This is a genomic window from Pseudomonas sp. Colony2, assembly GCF_019382755.1.
In the GTDB taxonomy this organism is placed as follows: domain Bacteria; phylum Pseudomonadota; class Gammaproteobacteria; order Pseudomonadales; family Pseudomonadaceae; genus Aquipseudomonas.
Genome location: NZ_CP080030.1, coordinates 4,585,319 through 4,597,427, shown reverse-complemented (window position 1 = coordinate 4,597,427; position 12,109 = coordinate 4,585,319). Strand labels below are relative to the sequence as shown.

General features: G+C 62.3%; 12 protein-coding genes and 2 pseudogenes. 5 read left to right on the top strand and 9 right to left on the bottom strand.

The features are described 5' to 3' along the window. A pseudogene (locus JV201_RS18360) lies at positions 1-214 on the top strand (lipase family protein); the annotation flags it as partial. 2 nt (positions 215-216) lie between these two features. Here the strand turns inward: JV201_RS18360 and codA are convergent. The 7 genes from codA to JV201_RS18325 form a co-directional block, all read right to left on the bottom strand. Continuing rightward, positions 217-1,452, bottom strand: coding sequence for a cytosine deaminase (gene codA, locus JV201_RS18355; protein WP_003219538.1), 1,236 nt, complete (start codon positions 1,450-1,452; stop codon positions 217-219). A 27-nt stretch (positions 1,453-1,479) separates the two neighbouring features. Next, complete coding sequence (locus tag JV201_RS18350; protein WP_219405849.1) at positions 1,480-2,697, bottom strand: PucR family transcriptional regulator ligand-binding domain-containing protein; 1,218 nt, start codon at positions 2,695-2,697, stop codon at positions 1,480-1,482. After that, a complete protein-coding gene (gene codB / locus JV201_RS18345; protein WP_219405848.1) occupies positions 2,694-3,962 on the bottom strand; it encodes a cytosine permease in 1,269 nt (422 codons plus the stop codon). Before codB ends, JV201_RS18350 begins: the two co-directional genes overlap by 4 nt. A gap of 201 nt (positions 3,963-4,163) precedes the next feature. Next, on the bottom strand, positions 4,164-4,787 hold the full coding sequence (locus tag JV201_RS18340) for an NUDIX hydrolase (RefSeq protein WP_178911784.1): 624 nt from the start codon (positions 4,785-4,787) through the stop codon (positions 4,164-4,166). A gap of 10 nt (positions 4,788-4,797) precedes the next feature. Next, on the bottom strand, positions 4,798-5,250 hold the full coding sequence (locus JV201_RS18335; RefSeq protein ID WP_219405847.1) for a GNAT family N-acetyltransferase: 453 nt from the start codon (positions 5,248-5,250) through the stop codon (positions 4,798-4,800). Between the two features lie 89 nt (positions 5,251-5,339). Beyond that, positions 5,340-5,696 carry a 6-carboxytetrahydropterin synthase QueD gene (queD, locus tag JV201_RS18330; protein WP_003190259.1) on the bottom strand — a complete coding sequence of 119 codons (357 nt, stop codon included), beginning with the start codon at positions 5,694-5,696 and terminating at the stop codon, positions 5,340-5,342. 180 nt (positions 5,697-5,876) lie between these two features. After that, positions 5,877-6,956 (bottom strand): hypothetical protein, encoded by a 1,080-nt coding sequence (locus tag JV201_RS18325; RefSeq protein ID WP_003219547.1) that lies wholly within the window; start codon positions 6,954-6,956, stop codon positions 5,877-5,879. Between the two features lie 159 nt (positions 6,957-7,115). On the opposite strand from JV201_RS18325, the gene JV201_RS18320 reads away from it, so the two are divergent. The 4 genes from JV201_RS18320 to JV201_RS18305 are packed head-to-tail and all read left to right on the top strand — an operon-like array spanning position 7,116 to position 9,728. Further along, complete coding sequence (locus JV201_RS18320) at positions 7,116-7,424, top strand: PepSY domain-containing protein (protein ID WP_003219548.1); 309 nt, start codon at positions 7,116-7,118, stop codon at positions 7,422-7,424. Further along, positions 7,424-7,747 carry a PepSY domain-containing protein gene (locus tag JV201_RS18315; RefSeq protein ID WP_008432790.1) on the top strand — a complete coding sequence of 108 codons (324 nt, stop codon included), beginning with the start codon at positions 7,424-7,426 and terminating at the stop codon, positions 7,745-7,747. The genes JV201_RS18320 and JV201_RS18315 overlap by 1 nt, the downstream gene beginning before the upstream one ends. Beyond that, positions 7,747-8,415 carry a response regulator transcription factor gene (locus tag JV201_RS18310; RefSeq protein ID WP_003219550.1) on the top strand — a complete coding sequence of 223 codons (669 nt, stop codon included), beginning with the start codon at positions 7,747-7,749 and terminating at the stop codon, positions 8,413-8,415. The genes JV201_RS18315 and JV201_RS18310 overlap by 1 nt, the downstream gene beginning before the upstream one ends. Next, positions 8,412-9,728: a sensor histidine kinase gene (locus JV201_RS18305; RefSeq protein WP_008432791.1), complete on the top strand. Its 1,317-nt coding sequence runs from the start codon at positions 8,412-8,414 to the stop codon at positions 9,726-9,728. The genes JV201_RS18310 and JV201_RS18305 overlap by 4 nt, the downstream gene beginning before the upstream one ends. A gap of 136 nt (positions 9,729-9,864) precedes the next feature. On the opposite strand, the gene JV201_RS30220 is transcribed toward JV201_RS18305, so the two are convergent. Further along, on the bottom strand, positions 9,865-10,620 hold the full coding sequence (locus JV201_RS30220; RefSeq protein ID WP_371132963.1) for a methyl-accepting chemotaxis protein: 756 nt from the start codon (positions 10,618-10,620) through the stop codon (positions 9,865-9,867). A gap of 102 nt (positions 10,621-10,722) precedes the next feature. Further along, positions 10,723-10,869: pseudogene (locus JV201_RS30215) on the bottom strand (HAMP domain-containing protein); the annotation flags it as partial. Positions 10,870-12,109 lie beyond the last annotated feature (1,240 nt).

The window sequence follows — 12,109 nt, the reverse complement described above, 5'->3', positions numbered from 1 at the left end:
TAGTCGCGACCGCCTGGCAACCCTCCGCTGGCGCCGCCTCCAGGCCCGCGACGTCTACGGCAGCCACGCTTCATCCCCAACCCTGCAATCCAGCCTGAAACGCTGGTTCGCTCACCCGCAAAATCGCGTACTCACCCAAGTGGCGAGCATCCCGCCACAATCGGATGATGGCTGGGGAAAGCCACAAACCCTCGATATAGATTCAATCGTATGAGCCTACAAAAACTCCACCTGCGCCGGCCGGCGTTTCATCAACACTTTGCCCGCGCGAATCGAATACAACGGCAAGCCCTGGCTGCGAATCACTTCATAGTCGCTGTCTGCAGACAGGATCAACAGGTTCGCCGGGCGTCCCGGTTCCAGGCCATAACGATCCCCCAGGGCCATCGCCCGGGCGCTGTTGTCGGTGACCAGGTCGAGGGCACTTTGCAGGTTGCGGTAGCCAAGCATGTGGCAGATATGCAACCCGGCTTCCAGCACCCGCAAAATGTTGCCGTTACCCAAGGGATACCAAGGGTCGACGATGGAGTCCTGGCCGAAGCAGACGTTCATGCCAGCCTCCAGCAGTTCGTTGACCCGGGTCACGCCGCGGCGTTTGGGGAAGGTGTCGAAGCGGCCCTGCAAGTGGATGCTTTCGGTAGGGCAGGAGACAAAGCTGATGCCCGAATGCCCCAGCAGGCGGAAGAGTTTGGCGCAGTAAGCATTGTCGTAGGAACCCATGGCCGTGGTGTGGCTGGCGGTCACGCGGGCGCCCATGTCACGGCTGCGGGCTTCTTCGGCCAGCACTTCAAGAAAGCGCGAGTGTGGGTCGTCGGTTTCGTCGCAGTGCACATCGACCAGGCAACCGGTGCGTTCGGCCAGGTCCATCAGGAACTTCACCGAACTCACCCCTTGGTCACGGGTGTATTCAAAGTGCGGGATGCCGCCGATCACGTCGGCGCCCAGGCGAATGGCCTCTTCCATCAGCTCGCGGCCATTGCGGTAGGACTCGATGCCTTCCTGGGGGAACGCGACGATTTGCAGGTCGATCAGGTGGCCGCTTTCCTCGCGTACTTCAAGCATGGCCTTGAGCGCGGTGAGGTCCGGGTCGGTGACGTCGACATGGGTGCGCACATGCTGGATGCCATGGGCGGCCAGGGTCTGGATGGTTTTTTTGGAGCGGGTCTTGGTGTCTTCCAGGGTGATGGTGGCCTTGCGCTCGCCCCAGCACTCGATGCCTTCAAACAGGGTGCCGCTCATGTTCCAGCGCGGCTCGCCGGCGGTCAGGGTGGCATCGAGGTGAATGTGCGGCTCGACGAAAGGCGGGACCACCAGGTTGCCGGCGGCGTCCAGGTCGTCGGGGCCTGCCAGGGGGGCCGCGCCTTGTTGGGTGATGCTGGCGATCCGGCCGTGTTCCAGGTGCAGATCATGCAGGCCTTCACGGTTGCGCAGGCGGGCGTTGATGATGTGCATGGGCAAGTTCCTCTTGGCAAAAAACAGTCAGGCAGACAGCCGCCAGATCATCAGCGCGATGCCGATGTCCAGGCGGTCATAAGCATTGTCCAGCGTCAGCCCGCACAGGGCTTCGATACGCTGGACGCGATGCGTCAGGGTGTTGCGGTGAACCGCCAGCCGTTGGGCTGCGGCCACAAGGTTACCATTCTCGTGGAACCAGGCCTCCAGGGTCGGCATCAGGCTTGGGCCATGGTGCAGGTCGTGGCGCAGCAGCGGCCCCAGGCGTTCGTTGAGGAACTGATCGAGCAGGGCGCGATCACGTACGCCACTGAGCAGCTTGAGCACGCCCAACTCATCGTAGACACACAGCCCGGCGCGTTCACTGAACCGTCGCGCAGCGGCCAATGCCTGGCGCGCCTCATCCAGGGCCTGGGCCAGGCGCGCGGGTGGGTGCGCGGCAGCACTCAGGCCGACAAACAGTTTCAACGGTGCCAGGCGCAGATTCAGTGCCTTCAACCAACCCGCCAACAACTGACGGTTGGCCAATGCCGCACCCGCGTCTATCGCAGGCAGCAGCAACGTCCATTGTCCGGCACGCCCCAGCACGGGCAGGCGCGACGGATGCTGCGCAGAAAACTGGCGCAGACGGCGGGTAATCGCATCGTGTTGTCGGGCAAGCTGCGCCTCGACCACTGGCGCCTCACCCTGGGCAAACAGCGCGTCGCTGCCGTCCAGTTGCAACTGGACGAGTTGCCAATGGCCGGCCAGCGGCATGTCCAACTGCGCAGCGCGGTGCAGCAGCAAATCCAGGGATTGGTAATCACCGGCCAGCAGGCGCTCCAGCACATCGTGTCGCGAGCGCCCCAACTGCTGCGACTGGATCAACGCCGAACCGATGGCCTGGGTCACCAGTACCATCTTCAACGAGTAAGGCTGTTCGATCAGCGGCATGCCCGCCGCTTGCGCCGCTTCCAGCAAACGCTGGGGAATCGCCTGGATGTAGTCCGGCCCCGTGAGGATCACCAGGCCGGCGACCTGGCGCTGACAGGCTTCGTCCAGCAGCACCAACAGATTGGCCTCGTCCCGTGGGTGATTGATACCGGTGACGAACACCAGTTCGCCCCCCAGCACCCATTCGGCAATGCCGCTGTTTTCTGCGACATAGGGCCAGCGCACCGTGTTCTCCAGGCCGGCTTCCCCGGCCCGCAGGCACATCGATTCAAGGCCGGGCAAGGCCAGCACATCGGCGACTGTCAGGCTCATGCCTGGACGTCAGCCAAAGGTGCCCGCACCCGCAATACGCTGGTCAGCACGATGTAGGTCAGGGACGCCGCCACGATCCCCACCAATGGCGCCACCCAGGGTGAATGAAAGGCCAGCACCGTACCCACGGCATAGGCGATCAGCCCTGGCCAGTTGAAGGCCGGCAGGCGTGTATCGGCCAGGCGCGGATAGTGGCCGCGGTAGCGATAGAAGAAATCCGCCATGATCACCCCGCCAATCGGTGGGATCACCGTGCCCAGCAGGATCAGGTAGGGCACCAGCATGTCGTACATGCCCAGCAACGCCAGCAGGGTGCCGATTACCGCACCGGCCAGGGTCACCGTTTTACGGCGCTTGGTGCGCAGCAGGTTGCAGCCGGCGACGGCGAAGTTGTAGATGGTGTTGTCCTGGGTGCTCCAGATATTCAGCAACAGCATCGCCATGGCCGCCATGGCGAAGCCTTGCAGCAGCAACACCTCGACCACGTCGGGCTGCTGGTAGACGATGGCGCCATAGGCACCGATCAACACCATCAAGCCGTTGCCGATAAAGAAGCCGATCAGGCTGGCCAGCACCGCGACCCTGGCCGAGCGTGAGAACCGCGTCCAGTTGGTAGCCTGGGTCGCGCCGCTGACAAAGGTGCCGAACACCAGCGTGATAGCCGTGGACATGTCCAGCTCACCGGTCGGCACCACCGCCAGCAGTCCATTGAGCCCGCCGACCTTGACGGTGGCGACCCACATCGACAGAAACAACAAAATACCCATGGCCGGCACGGCGATGTAGGACAGAATCTCCAACCCGCGATAGCCCACGTAGGCCGTCGCGCAGAACACCATGCCAAACAGCACCATCAGCCCGAGTACGCTGCCCTGGCTCAACTCGAAATACTTGCCCAGTACTACGGCTGCGGTGGCGGTGCCCCAGGCGTACCAGCCGATCTGGGTAAAACCGAGAATCAAGTCGCTGAGTTTGCTGCCCACTTCACCGAAGCAGAAGCGCCCCATCAGCACCGAGTTCAAACCGCTCTTGAACGCGATGTAACCCAGGCCTGCGGCGTAGATACCCAACAGCAGGTTACCCAGGGCCACGACGCCGAGCATCTGGGTAAAGCTGAAGGCCACCCCCAGCTTGCCGCCGGCGAACATGGTCGCGGTAAAAAAGGTAAAGCCCAGCAGCACCATGGCGGTGGAGGCCAGGCCTTTGCGGGCATGCATGGGCACCTCGCTGAGAGGGTAGTCATTGCCCGGTTCGTTCTGCGTCATGTGCCGTTCTCCCTGAATGAGTGACGCAGGCCTATTGCACCCGTCGTGCCAAGTGCGAGGCAGTGACGGGCGCACGGTCAGGACTGTGCAGGTTGCACAGTATTTATAGCCAAACAGGGGAAACACGCAGGCGGGATTGGTCTTTCTGCCCACTCAGGCGCGAAAGCGGTGCAGGGTGATACAAATTGGATCACCCGTGATTCAATCGAACAGGGTGTGAGTGGTCTGCCCGCGATGAAAGGCAAAAGCGGCCTCAAGGTCGCTTTCAATGGTGCGGCCACGGGACAGCGGCGGCAGATTGTCCAGGCTGAAGAAGCCAACTTCGGTGGTTTCGAAACCGGCCGCCGGCGCCAGTTGATCAACCCGTTCGCACAGAAAGTAGAGTTTGTAGAAGTCCCGGATATCCGGCCGGTACAAGCCTTTGGCCTTGTGGGTGACGCTGTACAGCGCCTTGGCCGTGACCGTCAGCCCGGCCTCTTCGCGAATTTCCTTGACGATGTTTTCAGCCGCCGACAAACCAATATCCGCATAACCGCCGGGCAATGCCCAGCAGCCATCCGTGAGCTCGCGGACCAACAGGATCCGGTCACCGTCAATCACTGCGCCCCGCACATCAATCATGGGCGTCGAATAACGTTTGGCAAAATCCGGCACCAGCCCGGTGATGCGCTCCAGCGGTACTTCGCCCAATTGCGCCAGCATGCTGTGGGCAATCTGGGCGATTTCCTCAAGGCGCTCGCGCTCGAAGTCATCGGTGCAGAAGTGCAGCCCCGTGGAGGCCAATGCTTGCAGGCGCTTGGCCTGGGCCAGCCAGGTGTTTTCCATGGGAGCTCCTTCAGTGCGAGGCGGTGAGGTCTTTTTGCATGTAGACCCGACGCAGGCCGTTTTCCTCGGCCCGGTGGGTTTCCACATAGCCTTTGCGGGTGTACAGGGCGATGTTTTCGGTCATCGCTTCATTGGTGTAGAGACGGATGGAGCCATGCCTGGCCTGGCCTTCCGCGAAGCCCAGCAACAGGCGCCCGTAACCCAAGCCCTGGACACCGGGGTCGACGGCCAGGTTATCCAGCAGCAGGTACTCATCGTGATGAATCAGTACGACAAAGCCGCGGACCTGGCCCGCACTCTCCAGCACATGCACCCGTTCGGCAGCGACCTGCTGGCGATAGTCATCCAGCATCGGGCCTGGCTTGCGCTCGATTCGCTGGATGTAAGGGGAGTAGGCGGCGTAGACGATCGCTTCAATAGCGGCGATATCGTCGACGGTAGCGGGGCGGATATGGGTTGGCATCGCAGCGCTTCCTGTAGAAGAGGCCACGACTGTAAGGGAGTCTCCGGCATAAAAAAACCACCGCAAGGGTGGTTTTTTACATCGCCGGCTTATTCGCCGCGATAGATGCAGCCGCTGGTGCAGGTCTCATGGATGCGAATCGCGCTGAGTTCCGGCAACAGCGGTTTCAGTTCATTCCAGATCCACTTGGCCAGCACTTCGCTGGTCGGGTTTTCGAGGCCCGGGATGTCGTTGAGGTAGTTGTGGTCGAGGCGTTCGTAGAGCGGCTTGAAAATCGCCTTGATCTCCGAGAAGTCACGGATCCAGCCGGTGTGCGGGTCGAGGTCGCCGCTGAGGTGGATCGCCACCTTGAACGAATGGCCATGCAGGCGCCCGCATTTGTGGCCTTCCGGAACATGGGGCAGGCGGTGGGCGGACTCGAAGGTAAACTCTTTGAAGATTTCCACAGGGTTTTTCAGCTCGGTGAGGTGTCTGGCAGGCGGCGAGTTTAACAGTTTGTCGCGGCCGCGCGCATACCGCGTAGCAGCTGTCGAGCCATGGCGAGGCTGCGTTTGCGATTTGTCTGACAAACCGAGGTGCTGCCGACGCAGCCTCGCTTGGGCTCGACAGCTGCTACGGAGAGGGCGCTAGAGAGCCAGCAGGCGTTCGCCCAATTGGCCATTGTCGGCCAGTTGCAGAAACTCATCCCCCAGCCGCTGGCTTTCGCTCATTGCGGTTTGCCAGTACTTGTTGCGGCCCGGGTCATCCCCCATGAAGCGCTTGAAGTCACTGCGGTCCGGCAGTTTGCCGTGGGGCAGGCGGGCCAGGTATTCCTTCGACGGCGCCAGCAGCAGGACATCCTGCAAACCCTGTTGATTGGCGCGGCGCCACGGCAAGCCTTTGTCGAACCAGCCGGGAATGACCCGGTCGGTGAAGTGCGGGTACAGCACGATGTCATCGCCGTGGTAGGGCAGGTCGAGGTGATAGTCCAGCAGGCCGCCATCGCGGTAAGTGCCTTGGCCTGCACCCGGCAGGTCGCGTACGCCTTGCATCACCATGGGGATCGAGCCCGACGCCAGCAAGGCCTGGCGCAGGTTGCCCAGTTCCAGATCAAGGAAGCGCGACGGGAAATCCTTGAGCGCATGCAGCGGTGGCGCCTGGCGTGGATCGTGGACGATCAGCCGTTCGAAGTGCCGGGACAACCGCGCGCGGCCCCTCAGGTTGTCGGCGATCACCGAGGACAACCCCAAACCAAGCCGACCGCGATGATCGTCGGCGAGCAGGCCATGGCTTTTGACCACCATGATGTTCAGCCGGTAGTGCGGGTTGTCGAGCACGCGGGCATCGCGGCCGGCCAGCAAGTCATCGAGCATGCGCACGCAGCTCTGGCTGACTTCGGCCATGGTCACGCCTTTGGCAAAGCTTTGTGCGTTGTACAGCCGGCCCAGGTCGAGCAGGCCTTGCACCGGGTCGGGCAGGCACGCACTGGCAAACCGCCAGGAGCCTATCGAGGCGCCGATCAGCGCACGCTCGCGGGGCGCCCGGGGCAGCCAGTCACCAAACAGCGCCAGGTCCAGACCCTGGATGCCCAGCGCCTTGGGCCCGCCGGCAGCGCCGGGAAGGATGCCGACGTCCGCAGGCGCAAGCCCCTGCTCACGAATGCGTGCAAAAGCGCGTTTACCGGCCTTGAGGGTCAAGGCGGGGAACTTCATATGGATAGCAGTCATACCGGTCTCATTTACCGCGAGCAGGGCAGTATAGAAAATCTTGCCCGGTTGCAGGCAAAGGTCTCGCAGAGAATTGCCATGGTGGCAATTCAGTTTCAGTTAAGTTGGATCCAGTACCGTGAGCCCCGTAGGCAAAATATCCCGAAACGGAGACTCACCATGAAAACCCTCACAGCCTTGATCGCCAGCAGTATCATCGCCCTCACCGCAGGCGTCGCCCAGGCTCGCGACCTGGGGCCGGACGAAGCACTGAAGTTGCGCGACGCTGGTACCATTGTGTCTTTCGAGAAGCTCAACGCCACGGCGTTGGCCAAACATCCCGGCGCCACCGTGCATGAAACCGAGCTTGAAGAGGAATACGGCAAGTACCTTTATCAGGTTGAACTGCGCGACGCCCAGGGCGTCGAGTGGGACCTGGAATTGGACGCCGTCACCGGCGCCGTCCTCAAGGATCATCAGGATACGTAATGAAGGTAAATCTACGCACCAGCGTTCAAGTGGCGCTGGTGCTCCTGGCATTTTGCTCAGGCCTGGCCGCTCGTGACCTGGGCCAGGACGAGGCGCTTCGCCTGCGCCAGGAGGGTGTGATCGCGCCGCTTGAGCATCTGCTGGGCCCGGCTTTCGAGCGCTACCCGGGCGCCAAGCTGCTGGACGCCGAGCTTGAAGAGCACAAGGATCGCCCTGTGCGCTATATCTATGAAATCGAACTATTGACGGTGGAAGGCGTGGTGCGCGAGATCGAACTCGATGCCAACACCGGTCAACTGCTCAAAGACAAGGAAGACGACTGATGCGCCTGCTGCTGGTGGAAGACCACGTACCCCTGGCCGATGAGTTGATGGCCGGGCTCAATCGCCAGGGCTATGCCGTCGACTGGCTGGCGGACGGGCGCGATGCGGTGTATCAGGGGCGCAGCGAACCCTACGACCTGATCATCCTTGACCTCGGCCTGCCGGGTTTGCCCGGGCTTGAGGTGTTGACGCAATGGCGTGCCGCCGGCCTGGCCACGCCGGTGCTGATCCTCACTGCCCGCGACTCCTGGGCCGAGCGCATCGAAGGGCTCAAGGCCGGGGCCGACGACTACCTCAGCAAACCGTTCCATCCCGAAGAGCTGCACCTGCGTATCCAGGCCTTGCTGCGTCGTTCCCATGGCCACGCCAATCAGCCCACCTTGCAGGCTGCCGGCTTGCACCTGGATGAGGGTCGCCAGTGTGTGATGCGTGATGGCGAGGAGATCCAGCTGACCGCGGCCGAGTTTCGGCTGCTGCGTTACTTCATGCTGCACCCCGAGCAAATCCTTTCAAAAAGTCACCTGGCCGAACATTTGTACGATGGCGAGACCGAGCGTGACTCCAATGTGTTGGAGGTCCACGTCAACCACCTGCGCCGCAAGTTGGGCCGCAGCGTGATCGAGACCCGGCGCGGCCAGGGTTACCGGTTTGGTGCCAGCCCGGCATGAAGTCGATCCAGCGGCGCCTGAGCCTGGGGCTGATCAGTGTGATGGTGATCGTCGGTCTGGTGCTGGCGCAGACCAGCCTGTGGCTGTTCGAAATGGGCCTGCAACGTTACCTGGAGTCCGGCTTGCGCAACGACAGCGAGAACCTGCTGGTGGCGCTGGTGCGCGGGCCGGCGGGTGTGCAACTGGATGAGCAGCGGTTGTCTCCTGCGTACCAGCGTCCGTTTTCCGGGCACTATTTCCGTATCGATTTTGCCGACACCCATTGGCGTTCCCGCTCGCTGTGGGACCAGGAACTGCCGCAGTTGCCCCACGCCGGGCTGAAGGGCAACCTGCAGTTGGGGCCGGAAGGCCAGCAGTTGCTGGTACTGCGTTCGGACTACAAACGGTTTGGCCAGTCGATTTCCATCAGCGTGGCCCAGGACTACACACCCGTCAGAGAAAGCTTTCGGCTGATGCGCCAGATCGGCTTGGTGCTGGGGCTGGCGGCGCTGTTGCTGATCCTGATTCTGCAACGGGTCACCGTGCGCCGCGCCTTGCGCCCGCTGGAGACCGCGCGCAACCAGATCGCCCAACTGCAGCAGGGCCAGCGCTCGCAACTGGATACCCAGGTGCCGGTGGAGCTGGAGCCGCTGGTGGCGCAGATCAACCATCTGCTGGCCCACACCGAAGACAGCCTCAAGCGCTCGCGCAATGCCCTGGGCAATCTCGGCCATGCCTTGAAAACCCCGTTGGCGGTGTTGCTGAGCGTGGCATCCAGCGAACAGCTCAAGGACCATCCGCAACTGAGCAAGCTGCTGCGGGAACAGTTGGAGCAGGTGCAGCAACGGCTTAATCGTGAACTCAATCGTGCCCGCCTGGCCGGAGAGACACTGCCGGGTGCCTTGTTCGATTGCGACGGCGAATTACCGGGGTTGCTCGCGACCCTGAACATGATCCACGGCGAACACCTGGATTTGAGTTACCGCGTGCCGCCCGGTTTGCAATTGCCGTGGGACCGCGAAGACCTGCTGGAACTGTTGGGCAACCTGCTGGACAACGCGTGCAAATGGGCGGATGCGGAGATTGTGTTGAGCATCGGCGAAACCCCGGAAGGCTTTCGGTTGGCTGTCGAAGATGACGGGCCGGGGATTCCCGAGAGCCAGCGTGATCAGGTGTTCAGCCGAGGCACGCGGTTGGATGAGCAGACTGACGGGCATGGTCTGGGGCTGGGGATCGTGCGGGATATTGTCGAGGTGTGGGGCGGGGTGCTTCTGTTGCAGGAGAGCGAGCTGGGCGGGTTAAAGGTCATCATCGACCTGCCACGCCGCCATTGAAGACAAACCGTAGCAGCTGTCGAGCCTCGCCAAGGCTGCGTTGCGGTATGCCTGACACACCGCCAACGCAGCCTCGCCAAGGCTCGACAGCTGCTACGGGATACTCGGGCTGATTGCCGGAGTATCCCGCAACTCATCAAACCCTGAACTGATCCATCAGGCCCTGCTGCTGATTCGCCAGGCTGTTCAACGCCTGGCTGACCCGCGCCGATTCATTCGCCTGTTCGGACAACGACTCCGTCACATCCCGAATCGTCGCCACGTTGTTGTTGATCTCCTCGGCCACCGCACTTTGCTCTTCGGCGGCGCTGGCGATCTGCAGGTTCATGTCGCTGATTACCGTTACCGCATCGCCGATCTGGCGCAAGGCGGTCACGGCCTGGCCCACTTGTTCGACGCTGCCCTGGGCCTGGCGATGGCTGTTGCTCATGGAACCGACCACTTCCTGGGTACCGCTTTGCAGTTGCTCGATCACCAGGCGGGTTTCCTCCACCGACTCCTGGGTACGTCGCGCCAGGTTGCGCACTTCATCGGCGACCACCGCAAAACCACGACCGGCTTCACCCGCACGGGCGGCCTCGATAGCGGCGTTCAGTGCCAGCAGATTGGTCTGCTCGGCGATTGCACGAATCACTTCCAGTACCGAGCCGATCTTCTCGCTGTTGGCCGCCAGTCCTTCAACCTGGGTCATCGCGGTGCTCATATCCGCCGCCAGGTGGCCGATGCTGGTGGTGGTGCGGTCGATCACGGTCAAACCTTCACGCGTCGCCTGATCTGCATCGCGGGCCGCCTGGGCGGCTTGCGCTGCACTGCGGGCGACGTCCTGGGCGGTGGCGCTCATCTCGTGGGAGGCGGTGGCCACCTGGTCGACCTGACGGTATTGTTGCTCCATGCCGGCACTGGTTTCAGTGGCGATGGCGGCCGACTGGTCGGCGGTGCCACGGGCGTCCTGCACTGAGCGTTTGACCTGGGCAATGATCGGCTGCAGCTTGTCGAGGAAGCGGTTGAACCAGCCGGCCAACTCGCCGAGTTCGTCGTGTTTGTCGTAGGCCAGGCGGCGGGTCAGGTCACCTTCGCCACTGGCAATGTCTTCCAGCATGCGTGCCACGCCGAGGATCGGCCGGGTCACGCTGCGGGCCATCAGCCACACCAGCAACAGGCCGACGATTGCTGCCAGCAGGCCCAGGCTCAGTTCCAGCAGGGTGCCCTTGGCGTTATCGGCGTCCAGTTTGGACTTCAGGGCTTCAGCCGGAGCCACCAGGACTTTTTCCGGAACATCCAGCAACACGCCCCACGGCTTGCCATCGGGGATCGGCTGGAACGGCGCGAGCACCTTGAGTTGGTGGTCGGTGCGCACGCTGCGGGTCTGGGTGCTGGTGGAAAGCGAACTGATCAATTGCGCGCCGTTGGCGGTGTCGACGGCATCCAGGCGCTGGCTGAGTTTGCCGGCGTCCGGACTGTAGCCGGCCAGCAGGCCCACCGGGCTGATGATGCTGACGCTGGTCTGGCCGTCGTAGAGTTTCTGGCTGGCGCCCTGGCTGACGGCTTGCAGGCTGTTGAGGTTGATGTCCACCGACAGCGAGGCGATGACTTTGCCGTTGACCATCAGCGGGAAGACGATGCTGGTCATCAGCACCTTTTGCCCATCGATCACATAGAAGTACGGCTCGATCACGCAGGGCTTGAGTGTGGTGCGCGGGCAGGTGAACCAGGCGTTGGCTTTTTCGCCGCTGGGTCCGACGCTGGTGTCGGACATGTCGCTTTCGGGCAGCGACATTGAAGTCAGCTTGCCCGCAGTCGGCTGGGACCAGTACAGCGCAAAGCGGCCCTTGTCGTTGCTGCCCAGCTCTTGCTGGTTGGCGAACAGTTCGTCCTTGCCATCCAGTGCGTTGGCCTCGAATACCAGGGACAGGCCCAGCAGTTCCGGATTGGCCTGCAGCGCGGCCTTGACCTGGCGGGTCAGGTCTTCGCGCAGGTCGAAGGCATCCAGGAAGCGTTTCTCGGCCTGCTCGCGCAGGAACAACACCTGCCGGGAAAAACCGTGGCCGTATTGATAGGCGTCCATGAACTGCTGGCGAATGCCCAAGGCCTGGACCTCACCCTGGGCTTCGATGCGCGCCTGGGCGGCTTCGTCGAGCATTTCCATACTGGAAGCCTTGACCAGGTCGGAGCTCTGCGCCATGCGGTACAGCGAGAGACCTACCAGCAAGGTCACGATGCCCAGCAGGCAAAGACCGGCCAGCAGGGTAATTTTCCATTGAATGGACAGCTGTCTGAGCGACATGGAGCCTTCCTTAACCTTTCGATACGACAGAGACGATCTGCCTGTATCGGCCGCTCGGAAATTTTCTTTATTCAAACGATCAATTTAAAGCTGTTTG